Source organism: Janthinobacterium breve (assembly GCF_051380895.1).
Classification (GTDB): Bacteria; Pseudomonadota; Gammaproteobacteria; order Burkholderiales; family Burkholderiaceae_D; genus Janthinobacterium.
Window position 1 is genome coordinate 141,628 of sequence record NZ_JBNYXY010000005.1, and the last position, 25,384, is coordinate 167,011.

At 60.6% G+C, this 25,384-nt stretch carries 23 protein-coding genes and 6 tRNA genes; 1 reads left to right on the forward strand and 28 read right to left on the reverse strand.

The window, feature by feature from the left end; genetic code table 11:
* Positions 1–96 precede the first annotated feature (96 nt).
* On the reverse strand, positions 97–2,247 hold the full coding sequence (locus ACQ4W0_RS10905; RefSeq protein WP_436576748.1) for a TonB-dependent receptor: 2,151 nt from the start codon (positions 2,245–2,247) through the stop codon (positions 97–99).
* Positions 2,248–2,628: 381 nt separating this feature from the next.
* On the opposite strand from ACQ4W0_RS10905, the gene ACQ4W0_RS10910 reads away from it, so the two are divergent.
* Complete coding sequence (locus ACQ4W0_RS10910; RefSeq protein WP_436576749.1) at positions 2,629–4,344, forward strand: methyl-accepting chemotaxis protein; 1,716 nt, start codon at positions 2,629–2,631, stop codon at positions 4,342–4,344.
* Positions 4,345–4,398: 54 nt separating this feature from the next.
* On the opposite strand, the gene ACQ4W0_RS10915 is transcribed toward ACQ4W0_RS10910, so the two are convergent.
* From ACQ4W0_RS10915 to ACQ4W0_RS11045, 27 genes are all read right to left on the reverse strand, one after another.
* A complete protein-coding gene (locus ACQ4W0_RS10915) occupies positions 4,399–4,851 on the reverse strand; it encodes a hypothetical protein (protein WP_436576750.1) in 453 nt (150 codons plus the stop codon).
* A gap of 69 nt (positions 4,852–4,920) precedes the next feature.
* Positions 4,921–6,408 carry a SulP family inorganic anion transporter gene (locus ACQ4W0_RS10920; RefSeq protein WP_436576751.1) on the reverse strand — a complete coding sequence of 496 codons (1,488 nt, stop codon included), beginning with the start codon at positions 6,406–6,408 and terminating at the stop codon, positions 4,921–4,923.
* Between the two features lie 250 nt (positions 6,409–6,658).
* Positions 6,659–6,732 (reverse strand) — tRNA-Cys (locus ACQ4W0_RS10925).
* Positions 6,733–6,773: 41 nt separating this feature from the next.
* Positions 6,774–6,849: transfer RNA gene (locus ACQ4W0_RS10930), tRNA-Gly, on the reverse strand.
* Positions 6,850–6,932: 83 nt separating this feature from the next.
* A tRNA-Gly gene (locus tag ACQ4W0_RS10935) sits at positions 6,933–7,008 on the reverse strand.
* A gap of 56 nt (positions 7,009–7,064) precedes the next feature.
* Positions 7,065–7,140 (reverse strand) — tRNA-Gly (locus tag ACQ4W0_RS10940).
* 71 nt (positions 7,141–7,211) lie between these two features.
* Positions 7,212–7,287 (reverse strand) — tRNA-Gly (locus tag ACQ4W0_RS10945).
* Between the two features lie 92 nt (positions 7,288–7,379).
* Positions 7,380–7,455 (reverse strand) — tRNA-Gly (locus ACQ4W0_RS10950).
* A gap of 105 nt (positions 7,456–7,560) precedes the next feature.
* On the reverse strand, positions 7,561–8,145 hold the full coding sequence (pgsA, locus tag ACQ4W0_RS10955; protein ID WP_101481959.1) for a CDP-diacylglycerol--glycerol-3-phosphate 3-phosphatidyltransferase: 585 nt from the start codon (positions 8,143–8,145) through the stop codon (positions 7,561–7,563).
* A 127-nt stretch (positions 8,146–8,272) separates the two neighbouring features.
* Positions 8,273–10,153 (reverse strand): excinuclease ABC subunit UvrC, encoded by a 1,881-nt coding sequence (uvrC, locus tag ACQ4W0_RS10960; protein ID WP_436576752.1) that lies wholly within the window; start codon positions 10,151–10,153, stop codon positions 8,273–8,275.
* 35 nt (positions 10,154–10,188) lie between these two features.
* On the reverse strand, positions 10,189–10,584 hold the full coding sequence (gene acpS, locus ACQ4W0_RS10965) for a holo-ACP synthase (protein ID WP_436576753.1): 396 nt from the start codon (positions 10,582–10,584) through the stop codon (positions 10,189–10,191).
* Positions 10,585–10,600: 16 nt separating this feature from the next.
* The gene (gene pdxJ / locus ACQ4W0_RS10970; protein ID WP_436576754.1) at positions 10,601–11,362 is read right to left on the reverse strand and encodes a pyridoxine 5'-phosphate synthase; all 762 of its coding nucleotides are present in this window, start codon (positions 11,360–11,362) and stop codon (positions 10,601–10,603) included.
* 41 nt (positions 11,363–11,403) lie between these two features.
* Positions 11,404–12,246, reverse strand: coding sequence for a DNA repair protein RecO (gene recO, locus ACQ4W0_RS10975; RefSeq protein WP_436576755.1), 843 nt, complete (start codon positions 12,244–12,246; stop codon positions 11,404–11,406).
* Positions 12,247–12,274: 28 nt separating this feature from the next.
* Positions 12,275–13,177, reverse strand: a complete 903-nt coding sequence (era, locus tag ACQ4W0_RS10980; RefSeq protein WP_436521379.1) for a GTPase Era — start codon at positions 13,175–13,177, stop codon at positions 12,275–12,277.
* Position 13,178: 1 nt separating this feature from the next.
* The gene (gene rnc, locus ACQ4W0_RS10985; protein ID WP_436550344.1) at positions 13,179–13,994 is read right to left on the reverse strand and encodes a ribonuclease III; all 816 of its coding nucleotides are present in this window, start codon (positions 13,992–13,994) and stop codon (positions 13,179–13,181) included.
* 91 nt (positions 13,995–14,085) lie between these two features.
* Positions 14,086–15,003, reverse strand: a complete 918-nt coding sequence (gene lepB, locus ACQ4W0_RS10990; RefSeq protein WP_425254046.1) for a signal peptidase I — start codon at positions 15,001–15,003, stop codon at positions 14,086–14,088.
* A 3-nt stretch (positions 15,004–15,006) separates the two neighbouring features.
* On the reverse strand, positions 15,007–16,797 hold the full coding sequence (lepA, locus tag ACQ4W0_RS10995; RefSeq protein ID WP_102119848.1) for a translation elongation factor 4: 1,791 nt from the start codon (positions 16,795–16,797) through the stop codon (positions 15,007–15,009).
* 306 nt (positions 16,798–17,103) lie between these two features.
* The gene (locus tag ACQ4W0_RS11000) at positions 17,104–17,358 is read right to left on the reverse strand and encodes a glutaredoxin family protein (protein WP_436576756.1); all 255 of its coding nucleotides are present in this window, start codon (positions 17,356–17,358) and stop codon (positions 17,104–17,106) included.
* 99 nt (positions 17,359–17,457) lie between these two features.
* A complete protein-coding gene (locus ACQ4W0_RS11005; protein WP_436576757.1) occupies positions 17,458–18,954 on the reverse strand; it encodes a DegQ family serine endoprotease in 1,497 nt (498 codons plus the stop codon).
* 237 nt (positions 18,955–19,191) lie between these two features.
* A complete protein-coding gene (locus ACQ4W0_RS11010; RefSeq protein ID WP_436576758.1) occupies positions 19,192–19,515 on the reverse strand; it encodes a sigma-E factor negative regulatory protein in 324 nt (107 codons plus the stop codon).
* A 72-nt stretch (positions 19,516–19,587) separates the two neighbouring features.
* Positions 19,588–20,211, reverse strand: a complete 624-nt coding sequence (rpoE, locus tag ACQ4W0_RS11015; RefSeq protein WP_436576759.1) for an RNA polymerase sigma factor RpoE — start codon at positions 20,209–20,211, stop codon at positions 19,588–19,590.
* Positions 20,212–20,277: 66 nt separating this feature from the next.
* Positions 20,278–20,790 (reverse strand): hypothetical protein, encoded by a 513-nt coding sequence (locus ACQ4W0_RS11020; RefSeq protein ID WP_436576760.1) that lies wholly within the window; start codon positions 20,788–20,790, stop codon positions 20,278–20,280.
* A 130-nt stretch (positions 20,791–20,920) separates the two neighbouring features.
* Complete coding sequence (gene fabF / locus ACQ4W0_RS11025; RefSeq protein WP_436576761.1) at positions 20,921–22,171, reverse strand: beta-ketoacyl-ACP synthase II; 1,251 nt, start codon at positions 22,169–22,171, stop codon at positions 20,921–20,923.
* A gap of 29 nt (positions 22,172–22,200) precedes the next feature.
* Positions 22,201–22,440, reverse strand: a complete 240-nt coding sequence (acpP, locus tag ACQ4W0_RS11030) for an acyl carrier protein (RefSeq protein WP_008449912.1) — start codon at positions 22,438–22,440, stop codon at positions 22,201–22,203.
* Between the two features lie 178 nt (positions 22,441–22,618).
* Entirely contained in the window at positions 22,619–23,362 is a 744-nt protein-coding gene (fabG, locus tag ACQ4W0_RS11035) for a 3-oxoacyl-ACP reductase FabG (RefSeq protein ID WP_035820245.1), read from the reverse strand.
* Positions 23,363–23,411: 49 nt separating this feature from the next.
* Positions 23,412–24,353 carry an ACP S-malonyltransferase gene (gene fabD / locus ACQ4W0_RS11040; RefSeq protein WP_436576762.1) on the reverse strand — a complete coding sequence of 314 codons (942 nt, stop codon included), beginning with the start codon at positions 24,351–24,353 and terminating at the stop codon, positions 23,412–23,414.
* A gap of 32 nt (positions 24,354–24,385) precedes the next feature.
* Complete coding sequence (locus ACQ4W0_RS11045; RefSeq protein ID WP_436576763.1) at positions 24,386–25,384, reverse strand: beta-ketoacyl-ACP synthase III; 999 nt, start codon at positions 25,382–25,384, stop codon at positions 24,386–24,388.

Below are 25,384 nucleotides of genomic sequence, written 5' to 3' on the forward strand. Positions count from 1 at the left end.
CCGAACAATTCCTCTAAACAATGCCAACCTGCACGGCGCAGCTCTCCCCCATGAAAAAAACCCGCTCGCGAGCGGGTTTTGAGGAAGTGATAAAAATTACAGGCTGTAGCGCAAGGTCAGCGCCACATTGCGCGGCGCGCCCGGCAAGCTCAGGTTCGGGCTGGAACCGTGGCCCGAGACGATGTAGCGCGTGTCGCCGATATTGTTGACGTTCAGCTGCACTTCGTAGCGGCCCGTGCGGTACGCAGCCATGGCGTCGGCCGTCACGTAGCCTGGCAAGACCACCGTGTTGCCCGGATTGGCAAAGCGGCTGCCGACGGCATTTGCGCCGCCGCCCACCGTGAAGCCGTGGCCCAGGTCTTTCGTCAGCCACAGGTTGGCCGTATTGCGCGCCGTCAAAGTGGCGCGCTTGCCCTTGATGGCGACGGCACTGGCCGTCGTCGTGCCCGGCACGTTGACGCTCTTGTCGACGGCGATGGAGTCGGTGATGCTGGCGTCCAGGTAAGCATAGCCGGCCATCATTTTCCAGCCATCGTGCAAGTCTGCATTGAAGGTCAGTTCCAGGCCGTCCGTGCGCTGCGTGCCGACGGGCACGATGCGGTTCGTGATCGGGTCGCTGGTCTTGATATTGTCGCGTTCCAGGCGGAACAGCGACACGGTGGCGTTGGCGCGGCCGCCCCACAGCTCATACTTGGCGCCCACTTCCGTGTTGCGCGTGGTTTCCGGCGCCAGGTCGGCATTGTTGGCGGCCAGGGCGAAGTTCTCGCCGCTGGGCTGGAACGAGCGGCTCCACGAGGCGTAGTACGATTGCACCGCGCTCGGTTGCCAGACGAGGCCGGCACGGGGGCTGTAGGCCGAATCCGTGCGCGACAGGTCTGCCGTCGTCACACCAAGCGCATTGGCCAGGCGCGACTGCTGCTTGTAGCGGTCGTAGCGCAAGCCGGCCAGCGCCTTCCACTCGTCGCTGAAGCTGATGGCGTCCTGCACGTAGGCGGCGGCCGTGTCATAGGTACCGAAAGTATCGCTGCGCGCACCCAGCTTGCTGCGGTCGACGACGGGCAGGACAGGATTGAAGATCGATACATTCGTCGCCACCACGGTCGAGGCCCAACTGCTGGCATCCTTGTTTTGCTTGCCGAACTCGGCGCCATACAGCACTTCGTGGCGCAGGCTGCCGGTGACCAGTTTTTGCGTCAGTTCCGTCTGGTTGAACCAGCCGCTCTCGTCGCGGTTCAGCTTGGCGTGACCGAAGTTCATCGTGCCTTTGACTTCGTTGACGTTGCCGGAAATATTCGTGTTGTTGCGATCCAGGTGATAGTCGTAATAGCGGAAGGCATTGCGCAGCGACAAGCTATCGCTGAACTTGTGCGTCAGCGTCGCGGCCGTGGACACCACGCGCGACTGGCTGAAGTCGGCATCGCGGGCGTTGGCGGCGCCGTAGTAAGTGCCCGCATCGACAGCCACCGGGCGGCCATGGTAGGACGGGATGCCGAAGTCCGTCAGGCGGCGGTCTTCCAGGTAATCGCCCTGCAGCAGCAGTTTCGTCGCGCCAGAGAGGCGGATGGCCACGGTAGGCGCCAGCGCCGTGCGGTTGATGAATTGCTGGTCGCGGTAGCTGTCGGACAATTCACGCGCGCCCGTGACACGCCAGTCCACCGTCTCGCCCACTCTGCCCACGTCGACTGCGCCACGACGCCCTGCCGTGTTGGTCAGGCTCAGGGCCACGTCCGTGATATCCACGCCAGGTTTTTTGGTGATGCGGTTGACCAGCCCACCCGAGGAACCGCGGCCGTACAACACGGCAGCTGGCCCCTTGATCACTTCCAGGCGCTCCACATTCGACAGGTCGCGGAAATACAGCGCGTCATCGCGGAAGCCGTCGACGAACTGGTCGCCGATGGCCGTGAAGCCGCGGATGAACACCTGGTCGCGCTGGCCGTCGCCCGTGGACAAGCCCACGCCGGGGATGTTCTTCATGATGTCCTGGATCGACATGGCGTTCTGGTCGCGGATGACGGCGGCCGGCACCACGTTGATACTCTGCGGTACATCGCGCAGGGCCATTTCCGTCTTGGTGCCGCTGGCGGAAGTGGCGGCGACATAACCATCCTTGTCCTTCGATGCCGTCACGGTGACGGCGGGCAAGCTTTCCTGGGCCAAAGCCGCCAATGGCACGGCGCCGAAGGTCAGGGCGCCCAGTACGGCGAGAGTGATCGGTTTACATCCTGGCTTGCGCTGTTGCGGCATACAATTCCCTGGTCGATTATTTAATACGAATGATTATCATTAGTATTTTATCAGTCGGCGATGGAAAACGTAAGGCGAAATGTAAGTGATAGTACTTATGAACTAGGTACTTGATGTAAAAAAGCAACAATGAATTAATATCAATAAGCAATTAAAATTGCTTTGAAAAACTATTTCCGTGCGTCAATGCTATACTTGTGCTTGCTGGTCAGCGGCTCCCCACGCCGCCACACCCCTTGCTTTACCTCCAACGCCGTGCACAGCGCGGCGCGCCGCAATGCAATCACGCGGCACCCGAAGACCCCGATCCCCTGCGCCTTGCGGCGCCTGTCCGCCCCTGCTGGTGGCGGCGATCATGACTATTAAATTGTTAGGAATTACATGAAAAACCTGAACATCGGCAGCCGCCTTGGCGTCGGCTTTGCTGTCGTATTGCTGTTGCTTGCCGCCTTGACCGTCACCGCCCTCGTGCGCATGCAAACGGCCAGCGACCTGACCTACCGCCTCATCAATACCAGCATCAAGAACCAGCGCATGGTGGCCGAATGGTCGAAGATCATTGAACTCAATAGCGTGCGCGGTGTGGCCTCGTTTGAAATCACCGATCCTGTCGTGCGCGCCAAAATCGAGGACGACTTGAAAGTCGATGCGGACCGCTCCAGCAAGCTGCAGGACGACATCATCGCGTCGCTGCTCAACCCGGCCGTGATCGAGCAATTCAAGGTGGTGCGCAAAGTGCGCACCGACTATGTGACAACGCGCGCGCGCGCCTTCAAGATGAAGGCCGACGGCGACGTGGCGGGCGCCAAGGAAGTGTTCGAGAAGGAAGTCGCGCCGATCACCACGGCTTACCTGGCCGAAGTGAAGCGCTTTGCCAACATGCAGATCAAGGCCGCCGACGGCGTCGGCGCCAGCATCATCGAGGCCTACAGCAGCACCCGCATCTTCCTCATCACCATGGGCGTGCTGGCAGTGCTGATGGGCATCGGCTTTGCGTGGTGGATCACGCGCTCGATCACCGGCCCCATCCGCGATGCCGTGAAAGTGGCGGAAACCGTCGCAGCAGGCGACCTGAGCAGCATCATCACGGCGCAAGGCCGCGATGAAACGGGCCAGCTGATGCATGCCCTGAAAACCATGAACGACAACCTGGTGGGCATCGTCGGCCAGGTGCGCAGCGGCACCGACACCATCGCCACGGCCTCCGCGGAAATTGCCGCCGGCAACCAGGACCTGTCGTCGCGCACGGAACAGCAAGCCAGCTCGCTGGAAGAAACGGCGTCGTCGATGGAAGAGCTGACCTCGACCGTGAAGCAGAATGCGGACAACGCGCGCCATGCGAACAAACTGGCGGGCGACGCGGCCGGCATCGCCAGCCGCGGCGGCGCCGTGGTGGCCGAAGTGGTTGCCACCATGAGCGAGATCAATACCTCTTCGAAGAAAATCGTCGACATTATCTCCGTCATTGACGGCATCGCCTTCCAGACCAACATCCTGGCCCTGAACGCGGCAGTGGAAGCGGCACGCGCCGGCGAACAGGGTCGCGGCTTTGCCGTGGTAGCCACGGAAGTGCGCAACCTGGCGCAGCGTTCGGCGGCGGCGGCCAAGGAAATCAAGGGCTTGATCGACGACTCCGTGCAAAAGGTCGACGTGGGCACGGACCTGGTCGACAAGGCAGGCAAGACGATGGAAGAAATCGTGCAAAGCATAGCCTTCGTCACGTCCATCATGAGCGAGATCAGCAACGCCAGCGAAGAGCAGAGCGCGGGCATCGAGCAAGTCAACCAGGCCATTTCCGAAATGGACCAGGTGACACAGCAAAATGCAGCTCTGGTGGAAGAAGCCTCGGCAGCAGCCGAAGCGATGCAGGAACAGGCGAGCGAACTGGCGCAGGTGGTCAGCGTCTTCCGCCTGGACGCCAACGCGGCGGCGACCGACCGTTTCAGCGTGAAAGCGGCGCAGCGCAGCGCCCCGGCAACTCCAGCAACCCCGGCCGCGCATGCCCGCAAGACCTCGGCTCCTGCCCTGCGCCTGCCCGCGACGCGCGCGAGCAGCAAGGCAGCAAGCCCTGCCGAAGGCGAGTGGGAAGAGTTTTAAGGTGTGAGATTTAATGCGTGGCAGTGGCTGCCACGCATGCCAAACGGCCAGGCATCAGCACAGCCTGGCTTGCGTATCTTCCATGAGTTTCGCCAGCTCGCGCGGTGCGGATTGCTCCAGAAATGCCAACGCCAGCGCCTCCGGATCGATGGCGGCGTCCGCCGGCAAGCCATGCTCGAAGCCGCCCACCATGATGCGGCAAAAATGCGGCGATTCGGCACGCGTTTCCACATACCAGCAGCCCGCATTGCCTTGCACGAAGTATTCGCCGATAAAATAGCCGAGCATGGTTTTCACCCACTGCCAGCTCTCGTCGCGGATGACGATGGTGCGCATGGCCGCATCGATATACGGCAGGTATTCGGCCGCGTTCGTCAACACTTCGTGCGCAGGCTGGATGCCCAGGCGCTCGACAAAATTCACCAGCGCCCCACCCAGCGCGTCATAGTAGGCGTCGAAGCCCGCCTGGCTTTGTTGCAACAATTGTTCTTGTTCGTTCGACAGCATTCACTCTCCACAGACATTCATCAATTCCGCCCATTTTCGAGCATGGCGCGGATCAAACTATTCATCATTTTACGCCACGCCCACCTCAACGCCAGCGCGCTGCAGCAGGGCCTGGTTGCGGGAGGACAGATGCGTCACCTGCAGGTGCTTGCCCGCCTTGTCATAGCGCTCATACAGGGATTCGATGGCGGCGATGGCCGAGTGATCGGCCATGTGCAGGTGCCGGCAATCGAGGATGACGCGGGCCGGGTCGGCGGCCGGCTGGAACAGCTCCTGGAAGTGCGTGGTCGAGGCGAAAAACAGGGTGCCGTGCGGCAAGTACACGCGCACGCCCGGCGTGCTGTCGTCCATCTCGGCGCGCATTTCGCGCGCATGTTGCCAGGCAAAATTCAAGGCGGCAATGACGATGCCGCACAGCACGGCCATCGCCAGATCCGTAAACACCGTGATCACCGTCACGGCGACGATCACCAGCGCATCCTGTGGCGGCACCTTGCCCAGCACGCGCAATGAACCCCAGGCAAATGTCTGCTGCGCCACCACGAACATCACGCCGACCAGGGCAGCCAGCGGGATGCGCTCGATCAGCGGCGACAGGAACAGGATGAACAGCGAGATCATCACGCCGGCCGTCACGCCCGACAGGCGCGAGCGCCCGCCCGAGCTCAGGTTGATCATAGTCTGCCCGATCATGGCGCAGCCGCCCATGCCGCCAAACAGGCCCGAGACGACATTCGATGCACCGAGGGCGATGCATTCGCGGTTCGGCTGGCCCCGCGTTTCCGTGATCTCATCCGTGAGATTAAAGGTGAGCAAGGTTTCCAGCAGCCCCACCATGGCCATCAGCGCCGCATACGGGAAGATGATGTGCAAGGTGGCCATGTCCAGCGGCACGCTGGGCCAATGCAGGGCCGGCAAGCCGCCGGCGATATGCGCGAGGTCGCCCAGGGTGCGCGTGGGCAGGTGCAAGCTATAGCTGAGCACGCCCACGCCCAGGATGGCCGCCAGCGCGGGCGGCACGGCGCGCGTGATGCGCGGCAGCACGTAGACGATGGCCATGGTCAGGGCCACCAGCGCGCCCATCACGAGCAAGGGCGTGCCTTGCAGCCAGGTCTCCCCATGTGGCGTGGCCTGGCGAAAGTGCTCCAGTTGCGCCATGGCGATGATGATGGCCAGGCCATTAACAAAGCCCAGCATCACGGGATGGGGCACCATGCGGATCAGCTTACCCAGACGCAAAATGCCAAACAGCGCCATCAGGATGCCGCTGAGCACGACGGTGGCCAGCAGGTATTGCACGCCATGCTGGGCCACCAGCGCCACGATAACCACGGCCATGGAACCGGCGGCGCCCGAAATCATGCCGGGGCGCCCGCCGAAGATGGCCGTCAGTGCGCAAATGATGAAGGCGCCATACAGGCCCATCAGGGGATTCAACTGCGCCACCAGGGCGAAGGCGATGCATTCGGGCACCAGCGCAAACGAGGTGGTCAGGCCAGCCAGAACATTTTTTTGCACGTTCGAGTACCACTCTTCCCGAAAAGTTGCATTGATCATTGATTCAAATCCAGGGTTGGAACAGGGAAATGCGCGCCTGACGCAGATGCATCGGGCGCAGCCATGCCGGCGGGCGTCAAAAAAGATGCCGCAGCCAGCGCTAACGGCGAGGAAAATCGTCAGTGACTACATGGGTATGGCGGAAAGGAGAAAGATTCATCAGCGCGGGGCAGCTGAGCGTGCGGGCATTATACAAGAAGCGGCACAGGCAAAAAAATAGCCCACTCGAAAGTGGGCTATTTTTTTCATCTGGAGGCGAGGACGGGAATCGAACCCGTCTAAACGGCTTTGCAGGCCGCTGCATAACCTCTTTGCTACCTCGCCAGAGGAACTGCTTGGATAGCCTTGCGGCACACCTTGAAAACTGGAGCGGGAGAAGAGTCTCGAACTCTCGACCTCAACCTTGGCAAGGTTGCGCTCTACCAACTGAGCTACTCCCGCATTGGAGCTTGCTTGCTGCTTAATCACGCTGCGTACTGCGGCGGATAAAAAAAGGAAGCCAGCTTAGCTTCCCTTTAGAATTCTGGAGCGGGAGAAGAGTCTCGAACTCTCGACCTCAACCTTGGCAAGGTTGCGCTCTACCAACTGAGCTACTCCCGCATTGGAGCTTCTATTTTCTGCTACTGCCATCTTGCTGTACTGCCTCCAGCTTTCGCTGGAGCGGGAGAAGAGTCTCGAACTCTCGACCTCAACCTTGGCAAGGTTGCGCTCTACCAACTGAGCTACTCCCGCATACGAACTACTATTTTACTGCCTTTTATTACCGTTTACTAGTGCTTCTTTACTGCTGATCCAGTATTCACTGGAGCGGGAGAAGAGGCTCGAACTCTCGACCTCAACCTTGGCAAGGTTGCGCTCTACCAACTGAGCTACTCCCGCAGTGGACAACATTGTATCAGAAGCTCTACTACATCGCCAGTACTACTTTTTACTGCATTTGCTGTTTTTACCTATGACACTCTCCAGAAAACTGGAGCGGGAGAAGAGGCTCGAACTCTCGACCTCAACCTTGGCAAGGTTGCGCTCTACCAACTGAGCTACTCCCGCGTCATCAACAACAGGCCAGCATTATAGAGGGATTACAGGGGCTGTCAACGGGCAATATCTGGTGTTTTGCAAAATATTCCGCATAAAGCAGCCACCTGCTTATTCTTAGTGCAGATTTCCCGCTTTTTCCTTGATGAGGGGCCATGCCAGGCGCAAATAATAGAACATCGACCACACCGTCAGCACGCAGGCGATCCACAACAGCTTTTCGCCCCACACATGCGTATCGATCGCGCCGAAGATCACGTCGTGGTACAGCAGCAGGGGAATGGCCGTCATTTGCGCGGCCGTCTTGATCTTGCCGATCGAGCTGACTGCCACCGATTTCGATGCGCCGATCTGTGCCATCCATTCGCGCAAGGCGGAAATGGTGATTTCGCGGCCGATGATGATAAAGGCCAGCACGGCATTGACACGATCCAGCTGCACCAGCACCAGCAAGGCGCCCGCCACCATCAGCTTGTCGGCGACCGGGTCGAGGAAGGCGCCAAAGGCCGAAGTCTGGTTCCAGCGTCGCGCGAGAAAACCATCGAACCAGTCGGTCACGGCGGCAACAATGAAGACCAGGGTGGCAACCAGGTTCTGGTCGCCATGCAGCAGCATCGACGGCGGCAAATAAAATACGCCAACGACGAGTGGAATCAGAGCCACGCGCAGCCAGGTCAAAAGGATGGGAATATTAAAAGGCATAAGAAAGCAATCGGCCGACGGGTAAATTGAACATGAAGAAAGCGTGAAGAAAGCGCCACTAGTCTACATGGCCCGGGGGTATTAGCCTAGTCCGGTTGCGGCAGCACCGGAGCAGGCGATCCCTTCATTAATGCAGCTGCTTGTAAATCTCTTCCGCCAGTTGCGTGGAAATCCCCTCCACCGACATCAAATCCTCGACGCTGGCATCGACCACGCCGCGCAAGCCGCCAAAGCGCGACAGCAGCTTCTGCCGGCGCTTGGCGCCGATGCCTTCTATCTCTTCAAGGCGCGAGGTCTGGCGCGTCTTGGCGCGCTTGGCGCGCATGCCAGTAATGGCAAAGCGGTGCGCCTCGTCGCGGATCTGCGCGATCAACATCAGCGCGGCCGATTCCTTGCCCAATTCCTGCGCCGCGCGACCATCGACGAACAGCAAGGTTTCCAGGCCCACCTTGCGCCCTTCCCCCTTGGCCACGCCGACAATCAAGCTGATATCGAGTCCCAGCTCGGCGAACACCTGGCGCGCCATTTCAATCTGCCCCTTGCCGCCGTCGATCAGCACCACGTCGGGCATCACGCCATCACCATTCGCCACCTTTTCATAGCGACGCATGAGCACCTGGCGCATGGCCGCGTAATCGTCGCCGGGCGTGATGTCATTGATGTTGTAGCGCCGGTATTCGCCGTTCTGCATGGCGTGGTGGTGGAATACCACGCACGACGCCTGCGTCGCCTCGCCCTGCGTGTGGCTGATGTCGAAACACTCGACGCGCAGGCTGTCGAGGTCTTCCGTTTCCAGGCGCAGCGCCTCGGCCAGCGCGCGCGTACGCGACTGCTGCGAACCCTGCTCCGACAACAATCGCGCCAGCGAAATCTCGACGCCCTTTTGCGCCATTTCCAGCCATTGGCGGCGTTGCCCCTGCGGCTGGAAGATCAGGTTGATGCGGTGGCCGCACTGCTCCATGAGCGCCACCATCAGGGCGGGCTGGTCGAATTCGATATTCAGGATCAGGGTGCCGGGAATGAATTTTTCCGTGTAGTGCTGGGCCAGGAAAGCGGCCAGTACTTCCACCTCGATGGGTTCTTCGGCAATCGCCGCCGCATCGCTGAGCTGGCTGGGGAAGTAGGCGCGGTCGCCCAGGTGACGCCCGCCGCGCACCATGGCCAGGTTGACGCAGGCGCGCCCGCCCTGCACCAGCACGGCGAGGATGTCGACATCGGCGTCGCCCGTCGTTTCCATGCTTTGCTGGTGCAGCACGCGCGACAGCGAGGCGATCTGGTTGCGCACCACTACCGCCTGCTCGAACTTCAGCTCGGCGGCAAACGCGTGCATCTTCTTTTCCAGGTCCGCCATCACTTCGCTCTGGCGCCCGCGCAGGAAGCGCGCCGCGTTTTCCACGTCGTTTTTATAGTCTTCCTTGCTGATCAGGTCCACGCACGGTGCGCTGCAGCGGCCGATCTGGTGCAGCAGGCAGGGACGCGTGCGATTCGCGTACACGCTGTCCTCGCAGGTGCGGATCAAAAACACCTTTTGCAGGATCTGCATCGATTCCTTGACGGCCCAGGAACTGGGAAACGGCCCGAAATACTGGTTTTTCTTGTCCACCGCGCCCCGGTAATACACCATGCGCGGCGCGTCGCCGTTGGTGATTTTTAAATAGGGATACGACTTGTCGTCGCGAAACAGGATGTTGTAGCGCGGCTGCAGCGCCTTGATCAGGTTGTTTTCCAGGATCAACGCTTCGGCCTCGCTGTGCGTGACGGTAGTTTCCAGGCGCGCGATGCGCTCGACCATCATGGCGATGCGGGGGCTGGCCAGGTTTTTCTGGAAATAGCTGGAGACGCGCTTTTTTAAGTCGCGCGCCTTGCCGACATACAACACCTTGTCGCCGGCGTCGAAATAGCGGTACACGCCAGGCAAATTCGGCAGCTTGGCGACGGTGGCCAGCACCTGCGCGCGCGGGTCGGGCGGCGTTTCCGCCAAGGAAGATTCTGGGCTTGCTTCGGTCATTGCTGGCTCATTGCGTACTTATAGCGCACTTATAGTTATGCTGCTTGCTCCACGATCACGAACGCGACCGCATATTCTTCTTCATCGCTGATGGTCACTTGCGCGCTCAGGCGGTTTTTCTCCATGAACTCCGCCAGCACGCCGCTGCAGACGATCATCGGCTTGCCGCTGGGGTGATTCAGCATCTGCGCGGCGGGCCATGTCATCGGCATGCGCAAGCCCAGGCCGATGGCCTTGGAAAACGCCTCCTTGGCCGCAAAGCGCGTGGCCAGGAAGCGCACGCCGCGCACGGCGTTTTTCGCGCTGCGGGCGCGGAATTTTTCCATCTCTTGCGGCCCCAGTATCTTTTGCGCGAAACGCTCGCCATGGCGCGCCAGCGCCGCCTCGATGCGGGGGATCTTGCAAATGTCGGTGCCGATGCCGTAGATCATGGGCTTGTCCTATTCCTTATGCTTTGTTGCCCAGGCGCGCAGCCACCATGATGGCCTTCATTTCGCGCACGGCGTTTTCCCAGCCGACAAACACGGCGTGCGCGACGATGGCGTGGCCGATGTTCAGTTCGGTAATGTCGGGAATGGCGGCAATCGCTTGCACGTTGGTGTAATGCAAGCCGTGGCCTGCATTGACTTTCAAGCCACGCCCCACGCCGAACAGCACGCCCGCCTTGATGCGCTCCAGCTCCGCCAGCTGCTCGGCGCCTTGCGTGTCCGCGTAACGGCCCGTGTGCAGCTCGATCACGGGCGCACCCAGCTCGGCAGCGGCGGCGATCTGTTGCTCATCGGCATCGATGAACAGGCTCACGCGGATGCCCTCACCTTGCAATTGTTGCACCGCCGCCTGCACTTCCTTGAAGTAGCGCACCACATCCAGGCCCCCTTCAGTAGTCACTTCCGTGCGTTTTTCCGGCACCAGGCAGACGTCGGCAGGACGGATGCGGCAGGCGAAAGCTATCATCTCGGCCGTTACGGCCGCTTCCAGGTTCATACGTGTGAGCAATTGCGGCGCGATGGCGATCACGTCCGCATCCTTGATGTGGCGGCGGTCTTCGCGCAAATGCAGGGTGATGGCGTCGGCGCCCGCCTGTTCGGCCAGCAGGGCCGCGCGGACCGGGTCCGGGTAGGCGGTGCCGCGCGCATTGCGCAAGGTGGCCACGTGGTCGATATTGACGCCCAGGTCGATGACGGGGCCGGAAGGCTGCAAAAAGCTCATATATTGGTATCCGTAAAGTGCTGTCGTGCTGCAAACCGCAGCTACAGCTGCATTAAATCGATCAGTATCTGGCGCGTGTTCAAGGTGGCGCCCCCCAGTTGATGGGCCAGCAAAAAGCGCATCAGCAGCTTGCTTTGCGCCTGCGTGGCCACGTCAAGATAATCTTCGCGCTCCATGTCGAGCAGGGTCTTGCCCGTGATCTTAGGCCAGGCATCGCTGGCGCGCGCCGGGCGCGGCCCCCGTTCCGGGTCGACCACGTAGACCTGCCCCGCCTCGACAGCCTGGCGCGTGCCCGTGCAGCGCGTCAGGTCGGCCGCCACGCCCGTTTCCTTGAGCAGGGCGCGCTCGAACTTGCGCAGCACGATGGGCGGCGGCTCATTGTGCGCCAGTTGATTCAAGGTGGCAACGTAGTGGTCGAACAGGACCGGGTGCGGGTCGTCGCGCGCCAGCAGTTTCACCAGCAATTCGTTCAAATAGAAGCCGCACAGCAAGGCGGTCTTTTCCAGCGGCAACATGCCGCCCACCCATTCGGCGCCCGTCAAAATGCGCAGTTCGGATTTACCCGTCCAGCCCGCTTGCAGTGGTTGAAAGGTCTGCAGCACGCCGCGCAACTGCGAATGGGGCCGCTTGGCGCCCTTGGCGACGAGCGCGATGCGACCGTACTCGCGCGTAAACACGTCGACGATGAGGCTGGTTTCTTTATGCGGGTAGCTGTGCAGCACGAAGGCTGGCTGGCCCGTGATGCGGCCGTCGCGCGCGGGCGGACGGCTGCGCCGGGGCGGCGGTGCGGCCGGCGGCGCGATGGCCACCGGCGCGGGAACAGGTGCGGAGACAACAGGTGAGGCAGGCGCGATGTCAGGCTGCGCTGGCGTGGTGGTGCTCATGCGTGTAGCGTCGCCCCCGGGTTGCGGATTACTCGTAGCCGTAGGCGCGCAAGCCCGCCTCGTTGTCGGCCCAGCCAGATTTGACCTTGACCCAGATTTCCAGGTACACGGGGCCGCCAAACAGTTTTTCCATGTCCAGGCGGGCCTGGGTCGAGACTTCTTTCAGGCGCGCGCCCTTGTTGCCGATGATCATGGACTTGTGCGTATCGCGCTCGACCAGGATGGCGGCGAACACGCGGCGCAAATCGCCTTCCTGCTCGAATTTTTCGATCAGCACGGTGCTCGTGTACGGCAATTCGTCGCCCACGAAACGGAAGAGTTTTTCGCGCACGATTTCCGAGGCGAGGAATTTTTCGCTGCGGTCCGTGATGTCATCAGGGCCAAAGATCGGTTGGTTTTCCGGCAAGAAACGCTTGATCTCGTTCTGCAAGCCTTCCAACTGGAAATGCAGCTTGGCGGACACGGGCACGATGGCGGAGAAATCGCGCATGGCGGCGATCTTTTGCGCAAACGGCAACAATACAGCCTTATCCTTGACGCGATCGGATTTGTTGATGACGAGGATGCATGGCACTTCCTTCGGCAGCAAATCCATTACTTGCTGGTCGGCCGGGCCGAACGTGCCCGCCTCGATCACGTACAGGATGACATCCGAGGAAATCAGCGTGTTCGTCACGGTCTTGTTGAGCGTCTTGTTCAGCGCGTTCGAATGGCGCGTCTGGAAGCCGGGCGTGTCGACGTAGATGAATTGCGCGTCCGGCACCGTCTGGATGCCCGTGATGCGGTGGCGCGTGGTTTGCGCCTTGCGCGAAGTGATGCTGACCTTCGCGCCGATCAGCACGTTCATCAGGGTCGATTTGCCCACGTTGGGGCGGCCCACGATGGCGATATAGCCACAGCGGAAGTTGTCGGGCATTTTGGTGGCTGTCATGCTAGTGTCGATTCTGTTTAGTATGAGCGGCGTTCGCTGGAACAGCCGGGGCTGCCGCGTCGTCGCTCTGGATGGTGGCAATGCCGGCCAGCTTGAGCTGGGCGGCGCGCGGTTTGGGCTTGCGGCTGGCGGCTGGCGACTTCAACAGCGCCTGCTCGGCCACGTCCAACGCCAGTTTGGCGGCGGCTTGCTCACCGGCGCGGCGGCTTCCGCCACGGCCGTAGACCTGGATATTCAATTTCGGCACCAGGCATTCGATCTCGAATTCCTGGCTGTGGGCGGCGCCGTGGGTAGCCACCACGTTGTATTGTGGCAGCGAAATTTTCTTGCTTTGCAAAAATTCCTGCAGCAGGGTCTTGGCATCCTTGCCCAGGGTTTGCGGATCGACCGAGTCGAGGATGGGAATGTAGAAGGCGCGGATCACCGTGCTGGCCGCATCAAAGCCCGTATCGAGAAAAATGGCGCCCAGCAAGGCTTCCAGGGTATCGGCGAGGATGGACGGACGGCGGAAACCGCCCGACTTCAATTCGCCTTCTCCCAGGCGCAAAAATTGCGACAGTTCCAGCTTTTGCGCGATTTCATACAGCGACTGCTGCTTGACCAGGTTGGCGCGCAAGCGCGACAGGTCGCCCTCGTCGATGGACTTAAAGCGTTCGTACAGGATGGAGGCGACCACGCAGTTGAGAATGGAGTCGCCCAGGAATTCCAGCCGCTCATTATGCAAACTGCTGTGGCTACGATGCGTCAAGGCTTGCTGCAACAGGCCAGCATCCTGGAACGTATAGCCTAAACGGGTTTGCAATAGCTGAAGATTCATTGTTGTTTCTGTGTCATCTGAGTAATTCGACTGGCCGCCGCGCGGGGAATCGGCGCGGCAGCCATGGGTGGTCTCTGGAGACCTGGCCGGTTTAGTGTATGCCGCCCACGCGTTTCGGGTTGCTGAAGTTCATCCACACCAGGAAGGCCTTGCCGACGATGTTCTCGTTCGGCACGAAACCCCAGTAGCGGCTGTCCGCGCTATTGTCGCGGTTATCGCCCATCATGAAGTAATTGCCCTGTGGCACCACACACGTAAAACCGTCTTCGTTGTAGTTGCACGCATCCTTGTGCGGGAAATCCTTCACTTCGCGCAAGTTCAACGTTGGAGCAGGCTCGTCGTTGAGGATGCGGTGACTCACGCCCGTCAGATTTTCTTCCAGCTGCTTGTGATAAACAGTGCTTTCGTCATCCAGGTAGTCGTCCAGCGGGGTGTAGGCCACTTCCTTGCCGTTGACCGTCAAGCGCTTGTTTTCATAGGTGATTTTATCACCAGGCACGCCGATCACACGCTTGATATAGTCTTGCGACATATCTTTCGGGTACTTGAACACCATCACGTCGCCGCGCTGCGGATCGTTGACTTCAATGATGCGCTTGTTGACGATCGGCAAACGAATGCCATAGGTGAACTTGTTGACCAGGATCAAATCGCCCACCAGCAAGGTCGGCACCATCGAGCTCGACGGGATCTTGAATGGCTCGTACAGGAACGAACGCAGGCAGAACACGAGGGCGATGACGGGGAAGAAGCTGCCCGAATACTCGACCCAGGTAGGCTGGCGCAACAGCGCTGCCTCGATGGTCGCGCGGCTGCCGCCCGCATCGGACTTGATGCCCTCGGCGGCCAGCTTGGACTGGCGCGCATCGAATTCAGCGAGGGCGCGGTCGGCCGCCTTGCGGCGCTGCTTGGACAGATAAAACACATCCAGGCACCAGACCAGGCCCGTCAACACCATCAGCACGAACAGGATTAAAGCGAAATTTCCTAAAATCACTTGCAGGTTCATTGATTAACCATCCACTTGTAAAATTGCCAAGAATGCTTCTTGCGGGATCTCCACGGAACCCACTTGCTTCATGCGTTTCTTGCCTGCTTTTTGTTTTTCCAACAATTTTTTCTTGCGGCTGATGTCGCCGCCATAGCACTTGGCCAGCACGTTCTTGCGCAAGGCTTTCACGTTCTCGCGCGAAATGATGTTCGCGCCGATGGTCGCCTGGATGGCCACGTCGAACATCTGGCGCGGGATCAGTTCACGCATCTTGGCAGCCACCTGGCGGCCACGGTACTGGCTGTTCGAACGGTGGACGATGATGGCCAGCGCATCGACTTTTTCGCTGTTGATCAGCATGTCGACCTTGACCACGTCGGCCGCGCGGTATTCCTTGAACTCGTAATCCATCGAGGCATAGCCGCGCGATGTCGATTTCAGGCGATCGAAGAAGTCCAGCACGATCTCGGCCATCGGCATTTCATACACGAGCTTGACCTGGCGGCCGTGGTAGCTCATGTCCATCTGGATGCCGCGCTTGCCGATACACAGGGTGATTACGGAACCCACGTATTCCTGCGGCATGTACAGATTGACCGTGACGATAGGCTCGCGCACTTCCTCGATGCGCGACGGATCGGGCATCTTCGATGGATTGTCGACGCTGATCATGGTGCCGTCGCGCTGGATCACTTCATACACCACGGTGGGCGCCGTAGTGATCAGGTCCATGTCGAATTCGCGTTCCAGGCGTTCCTGCACGATTTCCATGTGCAGCAAGCCCAGGAAGCCGCAGCGGAAGCCGAAGCCCAGCGCCTGCGACACTTCCGGCTCATACATCAGGGCGGCGTCGTTCAGTTTCAGCTTTTCCAGCGAGTCGCGCAGCGCGTCGTACTGGTTCGCTTCCACGGGGAACAGGCCGGCAAACACTTGCGGCTGCACTTCCTTGAAGCCGGGCAGTGGCGCGGCGGCAGGACGGCTGACCAGGGTGACGGTATCGCCCACCTTGGCTGCCTTGAGTTCCTTGATGCCGGCGATGATGAAGCCCACCTGGCCAGCGGAGAGTTGCGGCAAGGATTGCGAACGGGGCGAGAACACGCCGATGTCTTCCACCAGCTGCACCGAATCGGTGGCCATCAGGCGGATCTTGTCTTTCGGTTTCAGGGTACCGTTGACCACGCGCACCAGCATCACCACGCCCACATAGGCGTCATACCAGGAGTCGACGATCAGCGCCTGCAGCGGCGCATCGGGGTCGCCCTTCGGTGGCGGCACCTTGACGATCAGTTGCTCGAGCACATCCAGCACGCCGAAGCCCGTCTTGGCCGAGCAATGCACGGCGTCGGCCGCGTCGATGCCGATCACGTCTTCGATCTCGGCAATGGCGTTCGGCGGGTCCGCGTTCGGCAAGTCGATCTTGTTCAGGACGGGCACCACTTCCACGCCCAGGTCCAGCGCCGTGTAGCAGTTGGCGACCGTTTGCGCTTCCACGCCTTGCGACGCGTCAACCACCAGCAGCGCGCCTTCGCAGGCGGACAGCGAGCGCGACACTTCATAGCTGAAGTCGACGTGACCTGGGGTATCGATCAGGTTCAGGTTGTAGATCTGGCCATTGCGTGCCTTGTAGTGCAGGGCCGCCGTTTGCGCCTTGATGGTAATGCCGCGCTCGCGCTCCAGATCCATCGAATCGAGCACCTGCGCCTCCATCTCGCGGTCGGACAAGCCGCCGCACAATTGAATGATGCGGTCAGCCAGGGTCGATTTACCGTGGTCAATATGGGCGATGATCGAGAAGTTGCGTATGTTATTCATTAACTAATATATGTGCGAGTGACAACACTGCTTTAACAGGAATCAAGGGGATCATGCTCGGGCCAAACAGGGCCAAAACCGGGCGCCCCACTCATGATGAAAAAAGCGCTCCGAACAGGACATCTGCATGCCCAAGCGAGCGCTTTTGAAGCGACAGAAGCTGCTGCCTCGGACAGTAGCTTTTTCGACCTCCCCATTTTACCGGATTTCAGAGCGGAAAGCCCGTCTTATGAGGCCAGCACCGGGGCAAGGCCACATTTTCAGCTGTTTCCGGCACCGGAATGGTGCAATGCAGTGTCAATATTGTCATTTAAGCCATGCCAGGCGGCGCCGCACAGCAGCCTCGTCCAGAAAATAATGGCACAACTCGGGTTCGGCCATATCGCCAAACAACACCGGCACCAGCTCGTCGAAACGCGCCAGCAGCGTGGCATCGGGCGAGGCATCGATATCGATCACGTCCACTGTGAACGTTTTGTCAGGCGGCTGCAGCAGAAGCAAGGCGTCGAGCATGTCCTGGCATAAATGGCAGTAACTGCGGGAATAGAGGGTAAAGTGCATGGGAAACTTGAATAAGCCCAGGAACGGCGACTGGGGCCGGACGGGGACGCCTGGTCCCTGAGGTCCGACCCCGGCCTTTGCGGGGTGCGGGTTGAAAAGTTATTTTGCCGATGGACGCAGCGAAACGAATTGTGCCGTGTCGCCACGGCGCACCAGCACGGCCGACGACTTCTTCGGATCGAGCTTGGCCACCAGGGCATGGAACTGCTTGGCATCTTTCACTGCAACGTTGTTCAATTGCAAGATCACATCGCCAGGCTGCAGGCCGGCCAGGGCCGCCACGCCATCCGCATCGTCGACCAGCACGCCGGCGTCGATCTTCAATTCCTGTTTCTTCGCGGCCGGCACGTCGCTGACTTTCAGGCCCAGTGCGTTGACGGCTTGCGCTTCCGGCTCCTTGACGCCCTTCTTCGCCGTTTTCTCGCCTTCCAGCTCGACGACGGTGACAGCAATATCCTGCTGCGCACCCTTGCGCCAGACAGTCACCGTGGACTTGCCGTTGACGGCGGCGCCGCCTACCAGACGCGGCAGGTCGGACGAACGCTCGATCGCCGCGCCGTTGAATTTCAGGATAATATCACCCGGCTTGATGCCCGCCTTGTCGGCCGGACCGCCCGGCTCCACCATCGACACTTGCGCGCCCTTGGCATTCGGCAAGCCCAGCGATTCCGCCACGTCCTTGCTCACTTCGCCGATCTGCACGCCGATACGGCCGCGCACGACCTTGCCCGTCTTCTTCAGCTGCTCGCCCACGCGCATGGCTTCATCGATAGGCACGGCAAACGAAATGCCATTGTAGGCGCCGGACAGGGTGGCGATCTGCGAATTGATGCCGATCACTTCGCCGCGCATATTGATCAGCGGACCGCCTGAATTGCCGGGGTTCACGGCCACGTCGCTCTGAATCAGTGGCAGGTAGTCGCCCGTATCGCGGGACTTGGCGGAAATGATGCCGGCCGTCACCGTATTTTCCAGGTTAAATGGAGAGCCGATGGCGATGACCCACTCACCCACGCGTATCTTGTCCGAGTCGCCGATGGTCAGGCGCGGCAGGTTGCCGCCCTCGATTTTCAGCAGGGCCACGTCGGTGCGCGCATCGGCGCCGATCACCTTGGCCTTGAATTCGCGCTTGTCCGTCAGGGTCACGTACACCTCGTCGGCACCATCGACCACGTGGGCATTGCTCAGCACGTAGCCATCCGCCGAGATAATGAAGCCGGAACCGACGCCGCGCTGCACTTCCTGCTCCTGCGGCACGGCACGGCGGCCGCCGCGCGGTGCCTGCTGGCGCGGCGTGGGCATGGCGCCGCCAAAGAAGCGGCGCAGGAATTCCTGCATTTCCTGCTCATCCTGGCCACCCGCGCCGGGCGCATTCATCTTCAGGCGCTCGGTGGTGCGGATATTCACCACGGCCGGGCCGACGGCGTCGACCAGGTCCGAGAAATCAGGCAGCTTCACGGCCGACACGGCGGCGTGCGCTTGTGGCGCCAGGCCCAGCATGCTGGGAGCAAGGAAGACGCCAGCCGTACCGAACAATAAGGCGGAAAGCGTCTTCACTGAAAACGACTTGCTGGCGGCACACATGTTTTTTTTCATGGAAAGGATCTTTTCGAGTATATAAACGGATCAAACCGCGGATCAGGCGATTGCCTGCGTGCAGGACTGGCCGTCATGACGGCATTCCAGGGGCACTACACCTGACAGCACGCATGGCAAACAATGCAACAATATATCGCAAAAGCAAGATATTGCCTGCACTCAGTGTCAATCGTAGCGAAGTCCAGTGTCAAGAGGGCCAGGAGGAAGTTAAGCCTGGCATAAGACACCGCAGCACTAGCGTTGCGCCAGCGGCCCTGCTTCCAGCGGCTCGGCGGCGCCCGGCGGCACGATGGCAGCGGACAGTGGCAGATGGGCGGCCGGCTCGTCAGGCGCCGCCTCGGCTGCCAGGTGGCTGGCCAGGCGCGCGTCGAATTGGGCGCTCAGGGCATGGCCGCACTGCTCCGAGCGCAGCACGTCGCCGATCAGGCGATAGGCATCCCAGGCGTGCCGCCCCGATGGCGTATCGAGGGCGGCAAAAGCCAGTTCGAGTTCGCTTGCCGCCAGCTCGCCATCGGCCAGGGCGGAAATCGTCTCGTGCAATCGTGTATGCGTATCCATGATGGGTCCTGCCATTTCAAGAGGATAGTTGCGAAAACCGGACGCAGCCATGCCAACCTCATAGTCACCAGATTACCAGCGCTTGTCAATCGGCGTGTCCAACAACGGCTTCAATTTCTCCGCAATCACTTCGCGCGCGCGAAAAATGCGGCTGCGCACAGTACCGATGGGGCATGCCATGATCTCCGATATCTCTTCATAGCTGAGGCCCTCGATCTCGCGCAGCACGATGGCCGTGCGCAACTCGATGGGCAGCACCTCCATGGCCGCATTGACGGTGGCCGCAATCTGCTTGCTGGCCAGCACTGATTCGGGCGTATTATTGTCGCGCAATTTATTGCCATCCTCGAAGGACTCCGCCTGCTCGGCGTCGGCATCGCTGGACGTGGCGGCACGCCGCCCCTGCGTGACGAGATAATTCTTGGCCGTATTGATGCCGATGCGATACAACCAGGTATAAAAAGCGGCATCGCCGCGAAAATGGCGCAGCGCCCGGTATGCCTTGATAAAGGTTTCCTGCACCACATCTTCAGCCTCCGCCGGGTCATGCACAAGGCGCGACACCAGGCGCATCAAGCGGCGCTGATATTTCGATACCAGCACATCGAATGCCCGTTTGTCGCCAGCCTGCACCCGCTCGACCAGTAACTGATCATACTCGCGCTCTGTCGTCACGCCCAATGTCCCTGTAGTCATGCAGCGTGGGCGCCTGTATGGATATAGAGTTGGCCCGCTGCAAGAAGTTCAGTGTTCGCCCCACTTTTATTCTTCCCCACTGCGCGCCGCGATGGCCCGGCACGCCACGGCCAGCGGGCGGAAGGCGATGCAGCTGCTGCCACGCTGCACCAGCACCTGCGTGCGCCGCCCCGCGGCATCCGCCAGGCACAGCACCAGCAGCGATGGCCACAAGGTCGAACCCGGCAACAGGCGCAGCACAGTCGGCACCAAGGCCTCCGAGCCAGACGGCGTTCCGCCATGCTCCAGATATACCGCCAGCCGCAACTGACCAACCGGCGAAATATCAAGCGCCTGCGGCTTTCTGCGCCTGCGCAGCAAAGCCAGCAAAAACACGCCGCCAGCCGCACTCGGCAGCGCACCGGGCCAGCCCAGCGCATAGCCGCCCACCAGTTGGCCAAGGCCGGGACCGGACAGGGCCGCAGCGCGCCAGACGCCACTCAAGGGCCAGGCTGCCAGCAAGGCGCACAGTCCCAGCACCGCTTGCAACAGGCGCGAACAGACAGGCGTGCGAATGACAGCCGCTACTGCAATCGACATATTGCCAACTCAAAGGGAAAAACATCAGGCGCGCCGGCACCATGCCGGGCAAATTCAGGCACCAACGAGCGTTGGCGCCGAATCAGCGCTCACTACGGTTTGACCGTAGCGAGCGCTTGAAAGTTCCTACTTATTTCGCTTTACCGAAAATCAGCGTGCCATTCGTTCCGCCGAAGCCGAACGAATTCTTCACTGCATAATCGATCTTCATATCCCGCGCCGTGTTGGCACAGAAATCGAGATCGCAAGCCGGATCCTGGTTGAAGATGTTGATGGTCGGTGGCGACACCTGATGGTGCAATGCCAGGACCGTAAACACCGCTTCCAGACCGCCCGCGCCGCCCAGCAAATGGCCCGTCATCGACTTGGTCGAGTTGACGACAATATGCTTGGCATGCTCGCCGAAGGTGCGTTTGATGCCCATCACTTCCGCCACGTCGCCTTGCGGGGTCGACGTGCCGTGCGCGTTCAGGTACTGAATCTGATCCGGGTTCAAACCTGCGTTGTTGAGCGCCGCGATCACCGATTTGCTGCCGCCGCTACCATCTTCCAGCGGCGAGGTCATGTGATAAGCATCTGCGCTCATCCCGAAACCATGCACTTCGGCATAGATCTTGGCACCACGGGCCACCGCGTGCTCGTACTCTTCCAGCACCATGACACCAGCGCCCTCGCCCAGCACGAAGCCGTCGCGGTCGGTATCCCACGGACGCGATGCCGTTGCCGGATCGTCGTTGCGGGTCGACAAGGCACGTGCCGAGGCGAAACCGCCCAGGCCCAGCGGCGACACGGTCGATTCAGCACCGCCGGCAATCATGACGTCGGCATCGCCGTACTCGATCATGCGCGCGGCAGCGCCAATGCTGTGCAAACCGGTGGTACACGCCGTCACGATCGCCAGGTTCGGACCCTTCAGACCATATTTGATCGAAAGGTTGCCAGAAATCATGTTAATGATCGAGGCAGGCACGAAAAATGGCGAGATACGGCGCGGACCGCGCTTTTCGTACTCGGATTTGGTTTCCTCGATCAGCGGCAAGCCACCGATACCGGAACCGATGATCACGCCGATGCGCTCGGCGTTTTCCTCGGTCACTTCCAGACCGGAGTCCTGCATCGCCTGGATGCCTGCAGCCATGCCGTAATGGATAAAGGTATCCATGTGGCGGGCTTCCTTACCGGAGATGTACTCTTCGATATTGAAACCTTTGACTTCACCGGCAAAATGCGTGGTGAAGGGCAATGCATCAAACTTGGTAATCGTGGCAATGCCGGATTTACCTTCAATGATTGCGCCCCACGCCTCGGCAATAGTATTGCCGACAGGTGAAACACAGCCCAGGCCGGTTACAACAACACGACGGTTTTTAGAACGGCTCAAGCGATTCTCCTGAAGTCGGTCAGACAGGCTTAGGCCTTGACGTGTGCGGTGGCGTAGTCGATCGCCTGTTGCACGGTGGTGATTTTTTCAGCTTGTTCGTCAGGGATTTCCATTTCGAATTCGTCTTCCAGGGCCATGACCAGTTCCACGGTGTCCAGGGAATCGGCGCCGAGATCGTCGACGAAGGAGGATTCGATTTTGATGTCTGCTTCTGCAACGCCCAGTTGCTCAGCGACGATTTTCTTAACGCGTTGTTCGATATCCGACATGTTATGGCTCCAAAGTGTGTGTTACGGAAAGTGCGCGCATTTTATCAGGTTTGCGCGTCCGAATACTAATTTCGGTGTCTGCTGCTAATTCAACCGAAGCTGCTGCTAAAAGATGCGATTATAGACAAAAACGACCGTTGAATCATGCCACAAACGCCCGCCCCGTCTACCTTTCACATCAATTCATATACATTCCGCCGTTCACGTGCAGGGTCGTGCCCGTGATATACGCCGCTTGCGGCGAGGCCAAAAAGGCCACCGCCGCCGCCACGTCTTCCGGTTTGCCCAGGCGCGACAGGGGAATTTGCGTCAACAGGGCCGCGTGCTGCTCTTCGCTCAGAGCCTTGGTCATGTCGGTATCGATGAAGCCCGGGGCGATGCAGTTCACGGTAATGTTGCGGCTGCCGATTTCGCGCGCCAAGGCGCGGCTCATGCCTTCCACGCCGGCCTTGGCCGCCGCGTAATTCATTTGCCCCGGATTGCCCGACGAGGCTACCACCGACGTAATGTTGATGATACGCCCAGTTTTGGCTTTCATCATGCCGCGCAACACGGCGCGCGACAGGCGGCCGACGGCCGACAGGTTGGTGGAAATCACGCTATCCCACTCTTCATCCTTCATGCGCATGGCCAGCTGGTCTTGCGTGATGCCCGCATTGTTGACCAGGATCGACAGGCTGCCGTAGGTTTTCTGCACTTCATCGACGACGGCCGCGCAGCGCGCCGCATCGGTCACGTTCAGGACCAGGCCCTTGCCCGCCACGCCTTCGGCGGCCAGGTAATCGGTGATGGCTTGCGCGCCGCTTTCCGAGGTGGCGGTGCCAACCACGGTGGCGCCCTGCTTGCCCAGTTCGGTGGCGATGGCGCGGCCGATGCCGCGCGAGGCGCCCGTGACCAGCACGACTTGATTTGCTAAATTCATGAGTATCCTTAAAAGCAAGCGCGGCAGGCAGGCTGCCGCGATCTGATGTTTATTTGAGCTGCGTCAAAATGCGTTCCAGCGAGGCCTGGTCGACGATGGCGTCGCCCACCAGCACCGGATCGATGCGCTTGGCCAGGCCCATCAGGACCTTGCCCGGACCGCACTCGATCACTTGCGTGATGCCATCAAGAGCGACCTTCTGCATGGTTTCCACCCAGCGCACGGGGCTGGCTGCCTGGCGCACCAGCGCATCCTTGATGCCGGCGACATCGTTGACGATGGCCACGTCGACGTTATTGATCAGGGCGATTTGCGGCGCCGAGAAGCTCAAGCCGGCCATGTAGTCGCGCAAGCGGTCCGAAGCGGGCTTCAGCAGCGACGAGTGGAATGGCGCGGAGACGGGCAGCTTCATGGCGCGCTTGGCGCCCTTGGCCTTGGCCAGCTCGCAGGCGCGCTCGACGGCAGCCGTATGGCCGGCGATGACCACTTGCGCAGGCGCATTGAAATTGACAGGCTCGACCACCAGGGCCGGGTTTTCCGCCGCTGCTTCCGCACAGGCGGCGCGCACGTCGTCATCCGACAGGCCCAGCACGACGGCCATCGTGCCCTGCCCCACGGGCACGGCTTCCTGCATGGCTTGCGCGCGGAAACGCACGAGCGGCACGGCATCCTTGAACGAGATAACGCCGGCGGCGACCAGCGCCGAGTATTCACCGAGGCTGTGACCGGCCACGACGTTCGGCACGGGACCGCCGGCTGCCAGCCAGGCGCGGTAGAAAGCCACGGCTGCCGTCAGCATCACCGGTTGCGTGTTGGTGGTCAGGTCCAGCTCTTCCTTCGGACCTTCGGCGATCAGCTTGCCCAGATCGAATTGCAGGGCGTCCGACGCTTCGGCCACGGTCTGGGCCACCACGGGGTTGCCGGCGAAACCGTCGAGCATCGCAATCGCTTGCGAGCCTTGGCCTGGAAAAACAAATGCAAATTGTGTCATGCTGACTCCGTTTTTTTAATAGTATTGCGGGATTACATGCGCGCCAGCACGGCGCCCCAGGTAAAGCCGCCGCCCACGCCTTCCATCATGACGTTGTCGCCCTTCTTGACGCGGCCGTCGCGCACGGCGATGTCGAGCGCCAGCGGGATCGAAGCGGCCGAGGTGTTGCCATGCTGGTCGACGGTGACGACCATCTTTTCCAGTGGCAAGCCGAGTTTCTTGGCCGTGCTGTTCATGATGCGGATGTTCGCCTGGTGCGGGATCAGCCAGTCGATCTGGTCCGCCGTCATATTGGCGTGCGCCAATGCTTCGTGCGCGACCTTTTCCAGCACGGACACGGCCAGCTTGAACACGGCCGGGCCATCCATGTAGAGGAAGGCGCTACCGGCCAGCGCGCCGCCAGCCACGCTGCCCGGCACGCTGAGGATGTTCGAGTGGCGGCCGTCCGCGTGCAGCTTGGTGGCCAGGATGCCTGGCTCGCTGGAGGCCGTCATGACGATGGCGCCGGCGCCGTCGCCGAACAGCACGCAGGTGCCGCGGTCATCGAAATTGAGGATGCGCGAAAACACTTCGGCGCCGATCACCAGCACATTCTTGTGCATGCCAGATTGAATAAAACTATCGGCGGTGGCAACTGCATACACGAAGCCGCTGCAGACGGCTTGCACGTCGACGGCGGCGCAGTGATTCGTGATGCCCAGCTTGCTCTGCACGATGCAGGCCGTGCTGGGGAAGCTGCCGAAGAAATCGGGGGTCGAGCTGGCGACGATGATCAGGTCCAGGTCGTTGCCGCTCAGACCCGCCATCTCCAGGGCTTTTTTGGCCGCTTCCACGCCCAGGTCCGAGGAGTTTTGCGACGGCGCCGCGTAATGGCGCGCCGAGATGCCGCTGCGCGAGACGATCCATTCATCCGACGTCTCGATGCCCTTGGCGGCGAGCTGTTCAGTCAAGTCCTGGTTGGTGACGCGCTTCTCCGGCAAGTAGCTGCCGGTGCCGATAATTTTGCTGTAAGTTTTGCTAAAAACAGTCAT

Excerpts from the sequence above, each read along its gene's own strand:
- ACQ4W0_RS10905 (WP_436576748.1), bottom strand. The coding sequence starts at position 2,247 with ATGCCGCAACAGCGCAAGCCAGGATGTAAACCGATCACTCTCGCCGTA.
- era (WP_436521379.1), bottom strand. The coding sequence starts at position 13,177 with ATGACAGCCACCAAAATGCCCGACAACTTCCGCTGTGGCTATATCGCC.
- rpoE (WP_436576759.1), bottom strand. The coding sequence starts at position 20,211 with ATGACTACAGGGACATTGGGCGTGACGACAGAGCGCGAGTATGATCAG.
- uvrC (WP_436576752.1), bottom strand. The coding sequence starts at position 10,153 with ATGACCGAAGCAAGCCCAGAATCTTCCTTGGCGGAAACGCCGCCCGAC.
- recO (WP_436576755.1), bottom strand. The coding sequence starts at position 12,246 with ATGAGCACCACCACGCCAGCGCAGCCTGACATCGCGCCTGCCTCACCT.
- acpS (WP_436576753.1), bottom strand. The coding sequence starts at position 10,584 with ATGATCTACGGCATCGGCACCGACATTTGCAAGATCCCCCGCATCGAG.
- fabG (WP_035820245.1), bottom strand. The coding sequence starts at position 23,362 with ATGAATTTAGCAAATCAAGTCGTGCTGGTCACGGGCGCCTCGCGCGGC.
- fabD (WP_436576762.1), bottom strand. The coding sequence starts at position 24,353 with ATGACACAATTTGCATTTGTTTTTCCAGGCCAAGGCTCGCAAGCGATT.
- ACQ4W0_RS11005 (WP_436576757.1), bottom strand. The coding sequence starts at position 18,954 with ATGAAAAAAAACATGTGTGCCGCCAGCAAGTCGTTTTCAGTGAAGACG.
- ACQ4W0_RS11045 (WP_436576763.1), bottom strand. The coding sequence starts at position 25,384 with ATGACTGTTTTTAGCAAAACTTACAGCAAAATTATCGGCACCGGCAGC.
- ACQ4W0_RS10910 (WP_436576749.1), top strand. The coding sequence starts at position 2,629 with ATGAAAAACCTGAACATCGGCAGCCGCCTTGGCGTCGGCTTTGCTGTC.
- ACQ4W0_RS11010 (WP_436576758.1), bottom strand. The coding sequence starts at position 19,515 with ATGGATACGCATACACGATTGCACGAGACGATTTCCGCCCTGGCCGAT.
- pgsA (WP_101481959.1), bottom strand. The coding sequence starts at position 8,145 with ATGCCTTTTAATATTCCCATCCTTTTGACCTGGCTGCGCGTGGCTCTG.
- acpP (WP_008449912.1), bottom strand. The coding sequence starts at position 22,440 with ATGTCGGATATCGAACAACGCGTTAAGAAAATCGTCGCTGAGCAACTG.
- ACQ4W0_RS10920 (WP_436576751.1), bottom strand. The coding sequence starts at position 6,408 with ATGATCAATGCAACTTTTCGGGAAGAGTGGTACTCGAACGTGCAAAAA.
- rnc (WP_436550344.1), bottom strand. The coding sequence starts at position 13,994 with ATGAATCTTCAGCTATTGCAAACCCGTTTAGGCTATACGTTCCAGGAT.
- ACQ4W0_RS10915 (WP_436576750.1), bottom strand. The coding sequence starts at position 4,851 with ATGCTGTCGAACGAACAAGAACAATTGTTGCAACAAAGCCAGGCGGGC.
- ACQ4W0_RS11000 (WP_436576756.1), bottom strand. The coding sequence starts at position 17,358 with ATGCACTTTACCCTCTATTCCCGCAGTTACTGCCATTTATGCCAGGAC.
- lepB (WP_425254046.1), bottom strand. The coding sequence starts at position 15,003 with ATGAACCTGCAAGTGATTTTAGGAAATTTCGCTTTAATCCTGTTCGTG.
- pdxJ (WP_436576754.1), bottom strand. The coding sequence starts at position 11,362 with ATGAGCTTTTTGCAGCCTTCCGGCCCCGTCATCGACCTGGGCGTCAAT.
- ACQ4W0_RS11020 (WP_436576760.1), bottom strand. The coding sequence starts at position 20,790 with ATGTCGATTGCAGTAGCGGCTGTCATTCGCACGCCTGTCTGTTCGCGC.
- lepA (WP_102119848.1), bottom strand. The coding sequence starts at position 16,797 with ATGAATAACATACGCAACTTCTCGATCATCGCCCATATTGACCACGGT.